This is a genomic window from Thauera sp. SWB20 (assembly GCF_000831325.1).
Classification (GTDB): Bacteria; Pseudomonadota; Gammaproteobacteria; order Burkholderiales; family Rhodocyclaceae; genus Thauera; species Thauera aminoaromatica.
In genome coordinates this window covers 39,632-55,552 of the sequence record NZ_JTDM01000021.1, presented here as the reverse complement: position 1 = coordinate 55,552, position 15,921 = coordinate 39,632, and the positions used below count along the sequence as shown (strand labels likewise).

Annotated in this window: 17 protein-coding genes; 12 read left to right on the top strand and 5 right to left on the bottom strand. The window is 71.2% G+C overall.

Annotated elements, in window-relative coordinates:
* Positions 1-11: 11 nt before the first annotated feature.
* Positions 12-875 carry an HDOD domain-containing protein gene (locus PO78_RS17700; protein ID WP_004323005.1) on the bottom strand — a complete coding sequence of 288 codons (864 nt, stop codon included), beginning with the start codon at positions 873-875 and terminating at the stop codon, positions 12-14.
* An 84-nt stretch (positions 876-959) separates the two neighbouring features.
* Positions 960-1,562 carry a xanthine phosphoribosyltransferase gene (gene xpt, locus PO78_RS17695; protein WP_004323003.1) on the bottom strand — a complete coding sequence of 201 codons (603 nt, stop codon included), beginning with the start codon at positions 1,560-1,562 and terminating at the stop codon, positions 960-962.
* Positions 1,563-1,843: 281 nt separating this feature from the next.
* Between xpt and tadA the strand changes: the two genes are divergently transcribed.
* The 3 genes from tadA to PO78_RS17680 are packed head-to-tail and all read left to right on the top strand — an operon-like array spanning position 1,844 to position 3,210.
* Positions 1,844-2,308 carry a tRNA adenosine(34) deaminase TadA gene (tadA, locus tag PO78_RS17690; protein ID WP_004327619.1) on the top strand — a complete coding sequence of 155 codons (465 nt, stop codon included), beginning with the start codon at positions 1,844-1,846 and terminating at the stop codon, positions 2,306-2,308.
* Complete coding sequence (locus tag PO78_RS17685; RefSeq protein WP_004327621.1) at positions 2,309-2,788, top strand: L,D-transpeptidase; 480 nt, start codon at positions 2,309-2,311, stop codon at positions 2,786-2,788.
* The gene (locus tag PO78_RS17680) at positions 2,785-3,210 is read left to right on the top strand and encodes a GNAT family N-acetyltransferase (RefSeq protein ID WP_004327623.1); all 426 of its coding nucleotides are present in this window, start codon (positions 2,785-2,787) and stop codon (positions 3,208-3,210) included. The genes PO78_RS17685 and PO78_RS17680 overlap by 4 nt, the downstream gene beginning before the upstream one ends.
* Before the next feature lie 33 nt (positions 3,211-3,243).
* Here the strand turns inward: PO78_RS17680 and PO78_RS17675 are convergent, their stop codons facing one another.
* On the bottom strand, positions 3,244-4,044 hold the full coding sequence (locus PO78_RS17675) for an NRDE family protein (RefSeq protein ID WP_004327625.1): 801 nt from the start codon (positions 4,042-4,044) through the stop codon (positions 3,244-3,246).
* Positions 4,045-4,098: 54 nt separating this feature from the next.
* Positions 4,099-5,136 carry a CAF17-like 4Fe-4S cluster assembly/insertion protein YgfZ gene (gene ygfZ, locus PO78_RS17670; RefSeq protein WP_012585536.1) on the bottom strand — a complete coding sequence of 346 codons (1,038 nt, stop codon included), beginning with the start codon at positions 5,134-5,136 and terminating at the stop codon, positions 4,099-4,101.
* A 141-nt stretch (positions 5,137-5,277) separates the two neighbouring features.
* Between ygfZ and mltG the strand changes: the two genes are divergently transcribed.
* From mltG to PO78_RS17635, 7 genes are all read left to right on the top strand, one after another.
* Entirely contained in the window at positions 5,278-6,291 is a 1,014-nt protein-coding gene (gene mltG, locus PO78_RS17665; protein ID WP_004327765.1) for an endolytic transglycosylase MltG, read from the top strand.
* Positions 6,288-6,989 (top strand): dTMP kinase, encoded by a 702-nt coding sequence (gene tmk / locus PO78_RS17660; RefSeq protein WP_004327763.1) that lies wholly within the window; start codon positions 6,288-6,290, stop codon positions 6,987-6,989. The genes mltG and tmk overlap by 4 nt, the downstream gene beginning before the upstream one ends.
* Complete coding sequence (holB, locus tag PO78_RS17655) at positions 6,986-8,029, top strand: DNA polymerase III subunit delta' (RefSeq protein ID WP_043745704.1); 1,044 nt, start codon at positions 6,986-6,988, stop codon at positions 8,027-8,029. The genes tmk and holB overlap by 4 nt, the downstream gene beginning before the upstream one ends.
* Positions 8,026-8,391 (top strand): PilZ domain-containing protein, encoded by a 366-nt coding sequence (locus PO78_RS17650; protein ID WP_004306137.1) that lies wholly within the window; start codon positions 8,026-8,028, stop codon positions 8,389-8,391. The genes holB and PO78_RS17650 overlap by 4 nt, the downstream gene beginning before the upstream one ends.
* An 86-nt stretch (positions 8,392-8,477) precedes the next feature.
* Complete coding sequence (locus PO78_RS17645) at positions 8,478-9,254, top strand: TatD family hydrolase (RefSeq protein WP_004306138.1); 777 nt, start codon at positions 8,478-8,480, stop codon at positions 9,252-9,254.
* Positions 9,235-9,966: an ankyrin repeat domain-containing protein gene (locus PO78_RS17640; RefSeq protein WP_004306140.1), complete on the top strand. Its 732-nt coding sequence runs from the start codon at positions 9,235-9,237 to the stop codon at positions 9,964-9,966. The genes PO78_RS17645 and PO78_RS17640 overlap by 20 nt, the downstream gene beginning before the upstream one ends.
* Before the next feature lie 55 nt (positions 9,967-10,021).
* Positions 10,022-10,363, top strand: a complete 342-nt coding sequence (locus PO78_RS17635; RefSeq protein WP_004306142.1) for a zinc ribbon domain-containing protein YjdM — start codon at positions 10,022-10,024, stop codon at positions 10,361-10,363.
* Between the two features lie 370 nt (positions 10,364-10,733).
* Here the strand turns inward: PO78_RS17635 and PO78_RS17630 are convergent, their stop codons facing one another.
* Positions 10,734-13,637 (bottom strand): crotonase/enoyl-CoA hydratase family protein, encoded by a 2,904-nt coding sequence (locus PO78_RS17630; RefSeq protein ID WP_004306144.1) that lies wholly within the window; start codon positions 13,635-13,637, stop codon positions 10,734-10,736.
* Between the two features lie 281 nt (positions 13,638-13,918).
* On the opposite strand from PO78_RS17630, the gene PO78_RS17625 reads away from it, so the two are divergent.
* Entirely contained in the window at positions 13,919-14,515 is a 597-nt protein-coding gene (locus PO78_RS17625; protein WP_004306146.1) for a PadR family transcriptional regulator, read from the top strand.
* Between the two features lie 31 nt (positions 14,516-14,546).
* The gene (locus tag PO78_RS17620; RefSeq protein WP_004306148.1) at positions 14,547-15,917 is read left to right on the top strand and encodes a D-serine ammonia-lyase; all 1,371 of its coding nucleotides are present in this window, start codon (positions 14,547-14,549) and stop codon (positions 15,915-15,917) included.
* Positions 15,918-15,921: the final 4 nt, after the last annotated feature.

Sequence of the window (15,921 nt, the reverse complement as noted above, 5' to 3'; positions counted from 1 at the left end):
GGCCGCGGAGTTCAGCCGCAGGCGGCGGAGATCAGCTCCTGACGGCTGGCGCGGGCTTCGGACATCAGGGTGTCGAAGCCGTCGCGATCGAGTCCGTCCGCCACGCTCGCTTCGAGCAGTTCGCCGCGCTGGCGGCTGCCGAGCAGGGTGTCGAAGGGGTTGGGCGATTCGGCCGCGAGGGTGGCGAGGAAGACCACGTCGCCGAGCTCGGCCGGCGGCCACTCGGTGTTGGCGAAGGGGTCGGCGGCGCAGGCCGTGATGATGCGCTCGGGCATCTCCAGGGCTTCGAGCACGGCGTCGCGCACCGGCTCGTCCCAGGTGGTGACCACCTCGGCGAAGCGGCCCATGTCCCCTTCCAGCGCCGGGTAGCGCGCCGCGCGCGCAAGCAGGTAGAACTGGCCGATGTCGAGCATCAGGCCGGCGAGCATCGCGGCATCGGGGTCGGGGCGCTTGAGGTGGTGTGCGAAGGCGCAGGACCACGCCGCCACGTCGATCGAGTGCATCCACAGGCCGCTGGCGATCAGGCGCATCTGGCGCGAGCGGTGGTCGCGCGCGAGCTGCTCGGCGGCGACCGCGAAGGCGAGGCAGCGCAGCGTGGACAGGCCGATGCGCTGGATCGCATCGCTCAGGCTGGTGATCTGGCCGCGGTAGGGGTTCAGCGTCAGCGTGTTCGCCATGCGGATGACCTTGGCCGCAAGCAGGGGCTCGGTCTGCACCGCGCCCGCGATCTGCGCGAGGGAGGTCTCCGGGGCGTCAGCCAGCTTCTGGACGCGCACCGACAGGTCGAATACGGTGGGAAAGCTCGTCACGCCTTCGCGCAGCTCCTGCTGCACCTGTTCGGCGAAGGCTTCGAATTGGGTGTCGAAAGAGCTCATGGGCCGGTTCCGTTCGTGTGATCGTCGCAGTCTATGCGCATGCTGGCCGGCGTGCGCGTGCATATCCCACGAACGACCGTCGCTTCAGGGCTGGGTGAGGCGGACGTGGCCGTTCTCCAGCGCCTCGACCTGGGCGAGCGTGCACACCGGCACGCCGAGGGCCTCGATGGCGGCGTGGCCGTGCTTGAAGCGCTTCTCGACGATGAAGCTCGCGCACAGCACCTCGGCGCCGGCCTCGCGCGCCATCTCGACCAGGGCCACCGCGGTGCGGCCGTTGGAGAGGAAATCGTCGACGATGACGACGCGGTCGGTGGGCACGATGTAGCGCTGCGACAGCACGAGCTTGGTCTCGCCGCCCTTGGTGGGCGAGGGGATCACGCGCGCGATCGCGGGGGATTCGACCTCGGGCGCGTACTTCTTCGCATACACCAGCGGCACGTCGAGGGCCTGGGCGACCACCAGTCCGGGGGCGATGCCGCTGGCCTCGGCGGTAAGCACCACGCTGGGTTCGAAGCGTGCCAGGCGCTTCGCGAGCTCCTGGCCCATCTCGGTGATGAAGCTGGGTTCGATGCGGTGGTTGAGGAAGTGGTCGATCTTGAGGATCTGGTCGCCGATGACGGTGGCTTCGGCTTCGATACGGCGCACGAGCGGGCCGTAGGGGCGGATGAGGTCGGGATCGGGAAGCATGCGCGGGTCCGTAAACGGGAACGCCCCCGGGCCGGGGGCAGGACGGGCGGATTCTAGCCGAAGGCAGCGTGCTTGACCTCCAAGCCTCGCGCCCGATCGTGACCGCGGCTTCGATCCGGTGGCGGCGCCGGGCGGCCGCTCGCGGCCCGTCGCCGGCTCGCGCTCCCGCGGCGAGGGGCTTGGGTGCACGGCACGCGTGCTCGGGCCAGGTCGACGGCGCGTGCGGCTCGGCCCGCGGCCTTTCGGGCTAGAATCGCCCCCGTTCCCGATCTGCGAAAACCATGAACGACGAAGACTACATGCGCGCTGCGCTCGAGCAGGCGCGCGCGGCCGGGGCCGCGGACGAGGTGCCGGTGGGCGCGGTGGTGGTGTGCGGGGGCGAGATCGTCGGCCGCGGCTTCAACCAACCGATCGGGCGCCACGACCCTACCGCGCACGCCGAGATCATGGCGCTGCGCGACGCCGCGGCGCACCTCGGCAACTACCGCCTGCCCGGCTGCGAGCTCTACGTCACCCTGGAGCCCTGCGCGATGTGCTCGGGTGCGATCATGCACGCCCGCATCGCGCGCGTGGTGTTCGGTGCGCGCGACCCCAAGACCGGTGTCGCCGGCAGCGTGCTCGATCTCTTCGCCGAGCCGCGCCTCAACCATCACGCCACCATCGAGGGCGGACTGCTCGCCGACGAGTGCGGGCGCATGTTGTCGAGCTTCTTCGCCGCCCGCCGCGGGCGCACGCTGGTGGCCTGAATGCACCTCCGCGTGGACCTCGGTCGGCAGTGCCTGGAGCTCTTCGGCGCCGACGGCGCCTGCATCCGCCGCTACGCGGTGTCGACCGGCGAACGCGGTGCGGGCGAGCGCAGCGGCAGCCTGTGCACGCCGCGCGGCCGCCACCGTATCCGTGCGCGCATCGGCGCGGGCGCACCGGCGGGTGCGGTGTTCCGCGGGCGCAGGCCGACCGGCGAGGTGTGGACGGCGGAGTTCGCGGCCGCCCACCCGGGGCGCGACTGGATCCTGTCGCGCATCCTGTGGCTGTGCGGCGAGGAGCCTGGGCGCAACCGCGGTGGCGAGGTCGACACCATGCGGCGCTACATCTACCTGCACGGCACCGGCGACGACCAGCCCATGGGCGTTGCGCGCTCGCACGGCTGCGTGCGCATGCGCAACCACGACATCATCGAGCTGTTCGAGCTCGTGCCGGCGGGCACGGTGGTGGAGATCGTCGAATGAAGGGCGTGCGGATCGAGGTGGTGGGCTGGGACGAGGCCGAGGCGCGGGTGATGCCGGTGCGTACCGGGGTCTTCGTGGTGGAGCAGGGCGTGCCCGAGGAGATCGAGCGTGACGCCTTCGACGCGGTGTGCCGGCACGCGATCGCGCACGATGCCGAGGGACGGGTGATCGCCACCGGGCGCCTGCTGCCCGACGGTCACATCGGCCGCATGGCGGTGCTGCGTGAGGCGCGCGGCGCCGGGGTGGGCGGTGCGGTGCTGCAGGCGCTGATCGCCGAGGCGGCGCGGCGCGGGCTGAACGAAGTCGCGCTCAATGCGCAGACCCACGCGCTCGACTTCTACCTGCGCCACGGCTTCGAGCCGGTGGGCGAGGTCTTCATGGAAGCGGGCATTCCCCACCGCGCGATGCGGCGGCCGGTGTAGCGGCCGCGCACGCGAGCGCATTGCGCGCGGCGTTCAGGTCGTGCCGGCGCCGAACGCGTGCTCGACCCGGCTGCGCAGTTCCCCATCGGCGTCCCAGGTCCATTCGACGAGGCGGGTACGGCCCTTGCGATCGCGCAGCACCACGCTGCTGCAGCGCGTGCCGTAGCCGGGTGCGCGGATGAAGGCGGGCGACAGCCAGCGCTCCCACTCCAGGCTTACGCCGGTCGCGGGCAGGTGCGGGTCGGGCGCGGGCGCGGGGTCGCGCAGCAGGCCGAGGAGGCCGGCGACGAGCGCATCCTCCGTCGCCGCGGCCGGGCCTGACGTCGGCAGCGCCTCGAGCTTGCCGGCGAGTGCTGCGCGCGTCTTCACCAGCTTGGGCCAGGGGCTGTCGAGCAAGTGGTTGGACAGGCCGTAGTATCCCGGCTCCAGCATGCGCAGCCCGCCGGTGGTGCTCTCGAGCACGCCGAGCCGGTCGGCGTCGCCCACCAGCAGGTTGAAGGCGGCGTAGTTGCCCGCGCTCGCCTGCACGGCCTGCAGCGTGGCGGGCGCCGGGCGGACATCCTCGAGCGCCTCGCGCACCAGGGCGCCGCGCGAGGGCGCGCCGGCGATGTGGCGGCTGGGGTCGCGGTAGTTGGTCAACGCGGCGAAGCGGCCGCCGCGCGTAAGGCCCATCCAGGTGCCGCCGGCCTCGAGGTCGCGGCCGGCGAGCAGCTCGGGTGCGTCCACCCACCAATGCGCGGGCGCGGCGGGGCGCGCAAGATATTCGTCGCGGTTGGCCGCGACCACCAGCGGATAGTCGGGATGCGCCTGCCAGGCGAAGACGATCAGGCACATGGCTACGCGCCTCGGCGAGTACGACCAGGCCCCCGGGCCCGGTCGCGGTGCCCGTCAGGCGAGCGCATACGGCAGGTCGAGCAGGTCTGCGCGCGGCCCGTCGGGCGCGCCGACACGGATCTCGCCGGCTTCCGCGCTGCTCGACTGGATCACCGCGAGCGCCTCGACGCCACCGTCGGCGGTCGGTGCGACGTTGACCAGCTTGCCGGCGGACTGCTCGCCGAAGTCGGGCGCATAGACGTCGGTGCCGGGCGCGGCCGTGCTGCCGGCGGGCAGGGCGAGGCGGTAGGTGCGCTTCTTGAGCTTGCCGAGGTACTGGGTGCGCGCGACGATCTCCTGGCCCGGATAGCAGCCCTTGTGGAAGTCCACCCCGCCGATGAGCTCGTAGTTGAGCATCTGGGCGACGAACTCTTCCTGGGTGGGCGCGGTGACCAGCGCCAGGCCGGCGCGGATCATGCCGAGCTGCCAGGCCGCGGTGCCGGCACGCAGCGCGCCGGCGGCGACGAGCGCGTCGAACAGCGCCGGGGCGGCGTCGGTGGCGACGGCGAGCACCAGGCGCTGCGCGCCGAGGCGGATGCAGCGCACGCCCGCGGCCGATACCGCCTGGCGCATGTCCTCGGCGGGCAGCGCGGCGCCTGCCGCCTGCGCGATCGCCACGGCCTGCGGACCGGCGAGGCCGATCAGCGCGACCTCGGCGCTGGCGTCGGCGAGCTTGACCTTGCTGCGCAGCACGTACATCGAGAACTTCTTCAGGAACGCGGGCAGGATGTCTGCCGAGAGCGCGAGCGCATGGCCGCCCTCCTCGGTCCACACCAGGAAGCTGGCGATCATCCGCCCCTTGGGCGAATTGAAGCTGTTCCACGCCGCGGTGTCGGCTTCCATGTGCTTGACGTCGTTCGACACCAGGTTGTGCAGGAAGGCGGCGGAGTCCGGGCCCTGCGAGCGGATCGTGCCCAGGTGCAGCAGCGGCACCGCGATGGTGGCGGTCTCGGTCGCGCGCGCTTCGTCGGCGGGCGAGGCGAAGGCGATGGAGCGGGCGGTTTCGTCGAGCGTGGCGCCCATGCGGGCGAGGTGTTCGGTCCAGGCAGTCATGGTCTCGGTTCGGGCAGTCTCGGAAGGGATTCGGGGGCGCGCCGCAGGAGGGGGAGGGCACGTGCTGCGGTATTATAGGCGCCCTCCCCGTGGCGGTCGCCCCTCGCGCCGACAGGGATTTAGCCGGCTCCTCCCCCTCCGATGAAGCGTTTTCTCCCCCGCCTGCTCCTGCTGCTCGCCGTGCTTGCCATCCTTGCCGCGATGATCGCGGCGACGGGCTGGTGGTATGCGCACCGGCCGCTCGCGCTCGCCGCCGAGCGGGTGGATTTCACCGTGGCGCGCGGCATGGGCATGCGCCAGGCCGCCGCAGCCATCGAGCGCGCCGGCGTGGGCGTGGATGCGCGCCTGCTCGCGCTGCTCGCGCGTCTGACGAAGCGCGACGCCCGCATCAAGGCCGGCAGCTACGAGGTGCACGCCGGCATCACGCCCTGGCAGCTCATCCTCAAGCTCTCCGACGGCGACGTCACGCAGGGCGAGCTGTTGCTGGTCGAGGGCTGGACCTTCCGCCAGGTGCGCCAGGCGCTGGAGTCCCATCCCGATCTGGAAGCCGACACCGCCGGGCTGGGCGAGGCGGAGATCCTCGCGCGCATCGGCGCGAGCGCGCAGAACGCCGAGGGCCTCTTCTTCCCCGATACCTATCTGTTCGACAAGCGCTCGGGCGCGCTCGCCGTGCTGCGACGCGCGCACGAGGCCATGCAGGCCCGCCTCGACAAGGCCTGGGCCGAGCGCGACCCGGCCACGCCGCTGGCCTCGCCCTACGAGGCGCTGATCCTTGCCTCGATCGTCGAGAAGGAGACCGGCCGCCCCGAGGACCGTGCCCTGGTCGCCTCGGTGTTCGCCAACCGGCTGCGCATCGGCATGCGTCTGCAGACCGACCCCACGGTGATCTACGGCCTCGGCCCCGAGTTCGACGGCCGCCTGCGCCGGGCGCATCTCGATGCCGACCACCCGTGGAACACCTACACCCGTGCCGGCCTGCCGCCGACGCCGATCGCGATGCCGGGCGAGGCCGCGCTGCGCGCTGCGCTCAAACCCGAGAAGAGCGACTTCCTTTATTTCGTCGCGCGCGGCGACGGCAGCAGCGAGTTTTCGCGCGACCTCGCGGCGCACAATCGCGCCGTCGATAAATACATCCGCAACGGAGGTGGGGGATGAGCCGGATGCCGCCGCGCCTGCCCGAAACCGACATGATCGAGAACGCACCCTCCGCCGTGCCCGCGAGCGCAGCCGCGCCCGCCCGCGGCCGCTTCATCACCTTCGAAGGCATCGACGGTGCCGGCAAGAGCAGCCAGATCGCCGCCGTGGTGGCGTTGCTGCAGGCCGCAGGCCGCGACGTCGACCAGACGCGCGAGCCCGGCGGCACGGCGCTCGGAGAACGCCTGCGCGAGCTGCTGCTGCATGAGCCGATGCACCTCGAGACCGAGGCCATGCTGATGTTCGCCGCGCGCCGCGAGCACCTCGCCGCGCGCATCGAGCCCGCGCTCGCCGCCGGGCGCTGGGTGGTGTGCGACCGCTTCTCCGACGCCACCTTCGCCTATCAGGTGGGGGGGCGCGGGCTCGACCGCGCCAAGTTCGACGCGCTCGAGGCCTGGGTGCATCCCGGCCTGCAGCCCGACCTCACCCTGGTGTTCGACCTCGATCCGGCGCTCGCCGCCGCGCGCGTCGCCTCCACCGGGGTCGACCCCGACCGCTTCGAGCGCGAGCAGCGCGACTTCTTCGAGCGCGTGCGCGCCGCCTACCTCGAACGCGCCCGCCTGGCGCCGCTGCGCATTTGCGTGATCGATGCCGCGCGCTCGCCGGAGGCGATCCGCGCCGACATCGAGCGCGTCGTGCGCGAGCGCTTCTTCTCATGATCCACCCCTGGCTGCAATCGACGTGGACGCGGCTCGTCGAGCTGGGCGAACGCCTGCCGCACGCGCTGCTCTTCGTCGGCCCCGCAGGCCTGGGCAAGCGCGCGCTCGCCGAGGCGCTGGCGGCGCGCCTGCTGTGCGACGCCCCCGGCGCCGACGGCCACGCCTGCGGGCAATGCGAGCCCTGCCTGTGGCGGCTCTCGGGCAACCACCCCGACCTCCACAGAGTCGTGCCCGAGGCCGAGACCGCCGCGGCGGAGGGCGAGGGCGACGGCGAGGCGCCCGGCAAGGCGGCCTCCACGCAGATCCGCATCGACCAGATCCGCGCGCTGCAGGGCGCGCTCGCCGTCACCGGCCACCATGGTTCGCGCCGCGTCGTGCTGCTCGATCCGGCCGAGGCGATGAACGGCGTCACCGCCAACGCGCTGCTCAAGCTGCTTGAGGAGCCACCAGAGGGCTGCATCTTCGTGCTCGTGTCCTCCGCGCCGCGCATCCTGCTGCCCACCATCCGCAGCCGCTGCCAGCAGTGGCATTTCAGCCGTCCCGACGCAGCTGCGCTGGCGCGCTGGGGCGCGCATGCCGCCGCCGATGCGCGTGCGCTGCTGGCGCTGGGCGGCGGCATGCCGCTCGCCGCCGAGCGCCTCGCGCAGGGTGGCGGCGCGGCGATGCACGCGCGCTTCGTGCGCGATATCGCCGGCCTGCAAGGCGCCGACGCGCTGCGCCTGGCCGGGCAGTGGGAGGCCTGGCTGCGCTCGAAGGATGCGCTCGCCGCCGGCTTCGGCCTGCCCGAGCTCACCGACTGGATGCAGCGCTGGGTGAGCGACCTCGCCGCGCTGCGCCTGGGTGGCCGGGTGCGCTTCTTCCCCGCGCAGGAGGGCGTGCTCGCCGCGCTGGCCAGCCGCATGAGCGTGGCCGCGGCGAGCGCCTGCTACAATGAAGTCGCCCAGATCCGCAAGGTGTCGCGCCATCCGCTGAGCCTGCGGCTGGTGCTGGAGGACATGCTGATGCGCTACGCCCGTGCCGTCGCCGGAGCCCGAGGATGACCCAAGCCGTTCGACCAGCGGTCAGCCGCCCGAGCGTGCTGTCGCTCAACATCAGCTCCAAGTCGGCGCTCTACGCGGCCTACATGCCCTTCCTGGCCAACGGCGGGATCTTCGTGCCCACGCCCAAGAGCTACAAGCTGGGCGACGAGGTCTTCATGCTGCTGCAGCTCATGGACGACGCCACCCGCCATCCGGTCGCGGGCACCGTGGTGTGGATCACGCCGGACGGCGCGCAGGGCGGCAAGACCCAGGGCATCGGCGTGCAGTTCTCGCCCGACGAGTCCAGTCGGGTGCTGCGCGACCGCATCGAGAAGGTGCTCGCCGGCCATCTCGGCTCGAGCCGGCCCACGCACACGCTCTGAGCGCGCCGGCAAGGGCAGGGCCCGCTTCGCGTCGCGCGCTGCCGAGTTCAACAACGCCGACTTCATCAAACCATTCCAGGACCCGGATGTTCGTCGATTCACACTGTCATCTCGATTTTCCCGGCCTCGCCGAGCGCGAGGACGAGATCCTCGCCACCATGGCGGCCAACGGCGTCGGCACCGCGCTGTGCATCGGCGTACGGCTGGAGGAATTCCCGCGTGTGCGTGAGCTCGCCGAGCGCCACGCCCACCTGTGGGCCTCGGTCGGCGTGCATCCGGACAATGCCGATTGCGAGGAGCCGGACGTCGCCCGCCTCGTCGCGCTCGCGGACCACCCGCGCGTGGTGGCGATCGGCGAGACCGGGCTGGACTACCACTGGCACAAGGACGCGCCCGAGTGGCAGCGTGAGCGCTTTCGGGTGCACATCCGCGCGGCGCGTGCGACGGGCAAGCCGCTGGTCGTCCACACCCGCAACGCCGCCGCGGACACCCTGCGCCTGATGCGCGAGGAGGGGGCCGGCGAGGCCGGCGGAGTGATGCACTGCTTCACCGAGAGCTGGGAGGTGGCCGAGGCCGCGCTCGAGCTCGGCTTCTACATCTCGTTTTCCGGCATCGTGAGCTTCCGCAACGCGAAGGAGCTCAAGGAGGTCGCCCGCCGCGTGCCGCTCGAGCGCCTGCTGATCGAGACCGATTCCCCCTATCTCGCCCCGGTGCCGCACCGCGGCAAGACCAACGAGCCCGGCTGGGTCGTGCATGTCGCCGAGGAGATCGCCCGCCTGCGCGAGCTCCCGCTGGCGCAGGTCGAGCAAGCCACCACCGACAACTTCTTCCGTCTCTTCCGCCATGCACAAAGACCTGCCTGATCTCCGCACGCCCTCCCGCACTCCGGTACATGGGCTGCGCCGCCTCGTTCTCGCCGCGGCCTTCGTCGCCGGCGGCCTGGCTTCGCATGCCGCGCTCGCCGCCACCCTCGACGACGCGCTCTCCGCCGCCAGCATGGGCGACGCGAAGGAACTCGTCAGCCTGATCCAGCGCGGCCTCGACCCCGATACCGTCGACGCGCAGGGCAACACCTTGCTCATCCTCGCCGCGCGCGAGGGCCACACCGCGGCCGTGGAGGCGCTGGCGAAGAACCGCGCCCGCCTCGACTACCGCAACCCGGCGGGCGACTCCGCGCTGATGCTGGCCGTGCTGCGCGGCCACGAGGACGCCGCACGCGCGCTCATCAAGGCCGGCGCCGTGGTTGCGCACGACGGCTGGGCGCCGCTGCACTACGCCGCCTTCGAGGGCCGCGACGAGCTGATCGCGGACATCCTCGCCGCCGGCGCCGACGTCAATGCACCCGCGCCCAACAAGGCCACGCCGCTGATGCTGGCGGCGCGCAACGGCCACATCGACGTGGTCCGCCGCCTGCTCGCGCTGCCACAGACCGATCTCAACGCGCTCAACGACGCCGGCCTTTCGGCCGACGCCTGGGCGCTGCAGAACAACAACACCGACATCGCCGAACTGATCCAGGCCGAGCGCAAGCGCCGCGGCATCCGTCCGCCGGCGATGAAGATCACGATCGAATGATTCCCCATCCGGGCGGCCGTCGCGCCGCCTGCGGTCCAATCCATCAGGAAACGAAATGAGCAGCCTGCCCAGGTGCCCCGCCTGCAATTCCGAATACACCTACGAGGACGGCGACAACTTCGTCTGCCCCGAATGCGCCCACGAATGGCCGAAGCTCGCAGCAGCCGAGGCCACCGAGGCGCACAAGGTGTGGAAGGACGCCAACGGAAACGTGCTTCAGGACGGCGACAGCGTCACCGTGATCAAGGACCTCAAGGTCAAGGGCTCGTCCCTGGTCGTCAAGGTCGGCACCAAGGTGAAGAACATCCGCCTGGTCGAGGGCGACCACGACATCGACTGCAAGATCGACGGCATTGGCGCGATGAAGCTGAAGTCGGAGTTCGTGAAGAAGAATTGAGCGGTCGTCAGGAAACGCTCCGCAACCGCGCCGGTTCTGTAGGAGCGACGCAAGTCGCGATCGCACGGCACGGTGGTGAGGGGCGTGGGCGAGCGCGGAGACGTCGCAATCGCGACTTGCGTCGCTCCTACTGCGCTTGCCCGGGTGCGCATCACCGAGCCGCTCGAGATGCTCCGCGGCGCACCCCGGGGCACGGTCGGCAAGCACGCCGGTTTTGTAGGAGCGACGCGAGTCGCGATCGCACGGCGCGGCTGCGATGGGCGTGGGTGAGAGGCGTGGGTGAGGGCGGAGACGCTGCAATCGCGATTTGCGTCGCTCCTGCAGCGCGCCACGGACACAACGCGCATGCGCCCATGCCCTCAGACCGCGCTCAGTCGCGGAACTTCGGCGGCTGCTTGGTCAGGCCGGCGCGGATCGCCGCCTGCAGGTCCTCCGACAGCAGCATCGCGGCGTTCCAGGTGGCGACGCGGTCGAGACCGTCGGCGACGCTGTGGTCGCGGGCGTGGTTGAGCATGTCCTTGGTGCCGCGGATCGCCAGCGGCGACTTGGCGGCGATGGCTTGCGCGAGCTGCATCACCCCCTCCATCAGGGCCTCGGGCGTGTCGAAGACCCGATTCACCAGGCCGATCCGCCCGGCCTCCGCGCCGTCCACCCGGCGCCCGGTGTAGGCGAGCTCGCGCACCATGCCTTCGCCGATCAGGCGTGGCAGGCGCTGCAGGCTGCCGACGTCGGCGACCATGCCGAGGTCGACCTCCTTGACCGAGAAATACGTCCCCGCCGCGCAGTAGCGCATGTCGGCGCAGGCCACCAGGTCCACGCCGCCGCCCACGCAGGCGCCGTGGATGGCGGCGAGCACCGGCTTGCGGCAGCGCTCCAGGCTGGTGAGCGTGTCCTGCAGGTCGAGGATCAGGTTGCGCAGGTTCTCGCGCGTGCGCGCCTCGCAGGCGTCCTTCACCATGGGCAGGATGCCCATCATCATCTGCAGGTCGATGCCGGCGCAGAAGTTGGCGCCGGCGCCGTGCAGCACCGCCACGCGCACCGCGGGCGTGCGATCCACCCACTGCATCGCGGCGCGCAGGTCCTGCCACATCTGCAGGTTCATCGCGTTGGCCTTGTCGGGGCGGTTCAGCGTCACCAGCGCGACCTGGCCATCGAGGCCGATGCGCAGGGTGTCGAACTGCGGCAGGGGGATGCCGGCGCTGCCGGGAGAGGCGGGGAGCTGGCCGGCGAGCAGTGCAGGGGCGGATGCCGCCTTCTCGATCCTGGCCGCCAGCTCGATGCCCTGCTTGATCGCGCGCTTGGCGTCGAGCTCGGCGGCCACGTCCGCGCCGCCGATCAGATGCACCCGCATGCCGGCCTCGACCAGCGCGGCCTGCAGCTCGCGCTGCGGCTCCTGGCCGGTGCACAGGATCACGTTGTCGACCGCCAGCACCTCGTCCTTGCCGCCGATGCTCACGTGCAGGCCGGCGTCATCGATGCGGCGGTAGGTGACGCCCGCGATCATCCGCACGCCGCGGTTCTTCAGCGCGGTGCGGTGGATCCAGCCGGTGGTCTTGCCCAGGCCCTCTCCGACCTTGCTCGCCTTGCGCTGCAGCAGCACGATCTCGCGCGGCGCGGTTTCGAGCTGGGGGCGGGTGAGCCCGCCGCGGTTCGCATAGCGCGCGTCGATGCCCCATTCGGCGTAGAACTTCGCCGGCGCGAGGCTGGGGCTGATCCCCTCGTGGCTCAGGTACTCCGCGACGTCGAAGCCGATGCCGCCCGCGCCCAGGATGGCGACGCGACGGCCGACGGGCTTGCTGTCCCGCAGCACGTCGAGGTAGCCGAGCACCTTGGGATGATCCACGCCCTCGATCTCCGGCACGCGCGGCACGATGCCGGTGGCGAGCACGACCTCGTCGAACTTCCCGGCCAGCTCGGCGGCCGAGACGCGGGTGTTCAGCTTCAGCGCGACCCCGGTCTGTTCGATGCGGCGCCCGAAGTAGCGCAGGGTCTCGGCGAATTCCTCCTTGCCCGGGATCTGCATCGCGATGTTGAACTGTCCGCCGATGCGCGCGCCGGCCTCGAACAGCGTGACCCTGTGGCCACGCTCGGCGGCGGTCGTCGCGAAGGCCAGACCTGCCGGGCCGGCGCCGACCACCGCGATCGTGCGCGGCGTGGTGGTGGGTTCGATCACGAGTTCGGTCTCGTGACAGGCGCGCGGATTGACCAGGCACGAGGTGATCTTGCCGGCGAAGGTGTGGTCCAGGCAGGCCTGGTTGCAGGCGATGCAGGTGTTGATGTCGGCGCCGCGGCCCTCTGCGGCCTTGTTCACGAAATCGGGGTCGGCGAGGAAGGGCCGCGCCATCGACACCATGTCGGCCTTGCCCTCGGCGAGGATGGCCTCGGCGATCTCGGGCGTATTGATGCGGTTGGTGGCGATCAGCGGGATGCCGACGTGGTCCTTCAGCTTTTGCGTCACCCACGCGAAGCCGGCGCGCGGCACGCAGGTGGCGATGGTGGGGATGCGCGCCTCGTGCCAGCCGATGCCGCTGTTGATCAGCGTGGCGCCGGCGGCCTCGATGGCCTGCGCGAGCTGCACCACCTCCTCGAAGGTCGAGCCGTTCTCGACCAGGTCGAGCATCGACAGCCGGAAGACGATGATGAACTCGCGCCCGAGCCGTTCGCGCGTGCGGCGCACGATCTCGGTGGCGAAGCGGATGCGCTTCTCGTAAGCGCCGCCCCATTCGTCGGTGCGCTTGTTGGTGTGGGCGACGATGAACTCGTTGATCAGGTAGCCCTCGGAGCCCATGATCTCGACCCCGTCGTAGCCGCCGGCGCGGGCGAGCTCGGCGCAGCGCACGAAGTCCTCGATCGTGCGCTCGACATCGGCGGTGGACAGCTCCCGCGGTGCGAAGGGCGCGATCGGGGCCTGGATCGGGCTGGGCGCGACCAGTTCCGGGTGATAGGCGTAGCGCCCGAAGTGCAGGATCTGCATCGCGATCTTGCCGCCCTCGCGATGCACCGCGTCGGTGATCACGCGGTGGTGCGTGGCTTCTTCCTGCGTGGTCAGCGTGGCGCCGCCGCTCCACGGCCGGCCCTCGGCATTGGGCGCGATGCCGCCGGTGACGATGAGCCCGACGCCGCCGCGCACGCGCTCGGCGTAAAACGCCGCCATGCGCTCGAAGCCGCCTTCGGCCTCTTCCAGGCCGACGTGCATCGAGCCCATCAGGAAGCGGTTGGGCAGGGTGGTGAAGCCGAGGTCCAGGGGGCGGAATAGGTTCGGGTAGGTGGGCATCGTGTCGCTCGCAAATCGTCTTGGGGCCGGGGTCTTGGGCCCGGGGTCTCGAGTCCGGATTTTGGGTGGTGCCGGGTGATTCTGAGTGCGTTTGTCCGGGGCTGGCCGCATGGCCGGACGAGGACGCGAGGGAGGCCGACGCGCGTGCCAGAGGGGAGGGAGGAGCGCGCGCTGGCAAGCAGTCCTCATCCGACTATGCAACCAGTTGTAGAACTGTAGAAGATCGACGCCAACTATGCAACGCGTTGCACGATCGCGCGGCGCACGGCTAGACTCCGACCATGTCGCTCGCCCACGCCCTGCTCACCTCGCTGCTCGAACAACCCTCGTCCGGCTACGACCTGGCGCGGCGCTTCGACAAGTCCATCGGCCACTTCTGGCAGGCCACGCACCAGCAGATCTACCGTGAGCTCGGCCGCATGGAAAAGGCCGGGTGGATCCGCTCCGAGCCCGACCCCGACGCTGGCCGCACGCGCAAGCGCAGCTACGCCGTGCTGCCCGCCGGGCGTGAGGAGCTGATGCGCTGGGTGGCGGAGGCTGCGCCGCTGGCCGAGCTGCGTGATGAGTTCATGGTCCGCCTGCGCGCGGACGCCGTCATCGGGCCGCTCGACATGGTGCCCGAACTCCGGCGCCGCCGCGCGCTGCACGCCGACAAGCTGCGCGCCTACCGCGCCATCGAGGCGCGCGACTTCTCCCCCGAGGCCGAGCCCACGCGCAAGCGCCGCATTCACCACCTGATCCTTAAGGCCGGCATCCAGTACGAGCAGGGCTGGATCGCCTGGCACGACGAGGCGCTCGCGCTGCTCGGCGAGGAAGGCGCCGCGGCGCCCGCAGCCAGCACGCTATCCGCCCCTCCCGGCGCGCCCGAGGCGCGCTGACCGTCACCGCAATCACGCCCCCGGAGCGCTCATGATCCACGGCAAATCCCTCGAGGCCTGGTGCGCCAGCCATCCCCTCATCCGCGACCTGGTCGCCTTGCGCGAGACGAGCTGGTTCAACCCCGGCATCGCGCCGGCAGCGACGGCGCTCGCCGATGTCGGCCTGGGCGCAGACGACGTCGCCGACGCCAGCGCGCGCCTGCAGCGCTTCGCGCCCTACATCGCCAAGGTGTTTCCCGAGACCGCGGCCGCAGGCGGGATCATCGAGTCGGACATCGTGCCGCTGCCGAAGCTGCAACGTCGCCTGCTCGAAGAGGCGGGGAAGACAGGCGAGGCGCAACTGCCCGCAGCCGGCGCGCTGTGGCTCAAGACCGACAACGCGCTGCCGATCTCCGGCTCGATCAAGGCCCGCGGCGGCATCCACGAGGTGCTGTGGCACGCCGAGCGGCTGGCGTTGCAGGCCGGGCTGATCCGCGAAGGTGACGACTACGCCGCGCTCGCCAGCGATTCGGCGCACGCGTTCTTCGGGCGTCACCGCATCGCGGTCGGCTCCACCGGCAACCTCGGCCTGTCGATCGGCATCATGAGCGCCAAGCTGGGCTTCCAGGCCACGGTGCACATGTCGGCCGACGCGCGGCAGTGGAAGAAGGACCGCCTGCGCGCGAGCGGCGTCACGGTGGTCGAACACGCCTCGGACTACAGCGTGGCGGTGGAGCAGGGCCGGCGCGAGGCGGCCTCCGACCCGGCCTGCCATTTCGTCGATGACGAGAACTCGCCCCAGCTCTTCCTCGGCTACGCGGTCGCGGCCGAGCGCCTGGCCGGGCAACTGCAGCGTGCCGGCGTGCGTGTCGATGCGGAGCATCCGCTGTTCGTGTATCTGCCCTGCGGCGTCGGGGGTGGGCCGGGCGGCGTGGCCTTCGGGCTCAAACGCGTGTTCGGTGATGCGGTGCATTGCATCTTTGCCGAGCCGACGCATTCGCCCTGCATGTTGTTGGGTGTGTACACCGGGCTGCACGACCAGGTCAGCGTGCAGGACTTCGGCATCGACAATGTCACCGCGGCCGACGGCCTGGCGGTGGGCCGTCCGTCCGGCTTCGTCGGCAAGGCCATGCAGCGCCTCATCGACGGCTACTACACGGTGAGCGACGAGGCGCTGTTCCGGCTGCTGGCGCTCGCCCACGACGACGAAGGATTGCGCCTGGAGCCTTCGGCGCTCGCGGGCGTGCCGGGGATGGTGTGCGTGCTGCGCGATGCGGCCTATCTCGATCGCATCGGGGTCACCCCGGCGCGGTTCGCCCGGGCCACGCATCTGGTGTGGGGCACGGGCGGCAGCATGGTGCCGGATAGCGAGTTTGCCGCCCATGTCGACAAAGGTCGCGCGCTGCAGCGCCCGTCGTCCTGACGGG

Bases quoted from the DNA above. Each gene is read 5' to 3' on its own strand.
- tmk (WP_004327763.1), top strand. From the start codon at position 6,288: ATGAGCCGGATGCCGCCGCGCCTGCCCGAAACCGACATGATCGAGAAC.
- PO78_RS17620 (WP_004306148.1), top strand. From the start codon at position 14,547: ATGATCCACGGCAAATCCCTCGAGGCCTGGTGCGCCAGCCATCCCCTC.
- PO78_RS17700 (WP_004323005.1), bottom strand. From the start codon at position 875: ATGAGCTCTTTCGACACCCAATTCGAAGCCTTCGCCGAACAGGTGCAG.
- xpt (WP_004323003.1), bottom strand. From the start codon at position 1,562: ATGCTTCCCGATCCCGACCTCATCCGCCCCTACGGCCCGCTCGTGCGC.
- tadA (WP_004327619.1), top strand. From the start codon at position 1,844: ATGAACGACGAAGACTACATGCGCGCTGCGCTCGAGCAGGCGCGCGCG.
- PO78_RS17625 (WP_004306146.1), top strand. From the start codon at position 13,919: ATGTCGCTCGCCCACGCCCTGCTCACCTCGCTGCTCGAACAACCCTCG.
- PO78_RS17645 (WP_004306138.1), top strand. From the start codon at position 8,478: ATGTTCGTCGATTCACACTGTCATCTCGATTTTCCCGGCCTCGCCGAG.
- ygfZ (WP_012585536.1), bottom strand. From the start codon at position 5,136: ATGACTGCCTGGACCGAACACCTCGCCCGCATGGGCGCCACGCTCGAC.
- PO78_RS17680 (WP_004327623.1), top strand. From the start codon at position 2,785: ATGAAGGGCGTGCGGATCGAGGTGGTGGGCTGGGACGAGGCCGAGGCG.
- PO78_RS17650 (WP_004306137.1), top strand. From the start codon at position 8,026: ATGACCCAAGCCGTTCGACCAGCGGTCAGCCGCCCGAGCGTGCTGTCG.
- PO78_RS17685 (WP_004327621.1), top strand. From the start codon at position 2,309: ATGCACCTCCGCGTGGACCTCGGTCGGCAGTGCCTGGAGCTCTTCGGC.
- holB (WP_043745704.1), top strand. From the start codon at position 6,986: ATGATCCACCCCTGGCTGCAATCGACGTGGACGCGGCTCGTCGAGCTG.
- PO78_RS17675 (WP_004327625.1), bottom strand. From the start codon at position 4,044: ATGTGCCTGATCGTCTTCGCCTGGCAGGCGCATCCCGACTATCCGCTG.
- mltG (WP_004327765.1), top strand. From the start codon at position 5,278: ATGAAGCGTTTTCTCCCCCGCCTGCTCCTGCTGCTCGCCGTGCTTGCC.
- PO78_RS17640 (WP_004306140.1), top strand. From the start codon at position 9,235: ATGCACAAAGACCTGCCTGATCTCCGCACGCCCTCCCGCACTCCGGTA.
- PO78_RS17630 (WP_004306144.1), bottom strand. From the start codon at position 13,637: ATGCCCACCTACCCGAACCTATTCCGCCCCCTGGACCTCGGCTTCACC.
- PO78_RS17635 (WP_004306142.1), top strand. From the start codon at position 10,022: ATGAGCAGCCTGCCCAGGTGCCCCGCCTGCAATTCCGAATACACCTAC.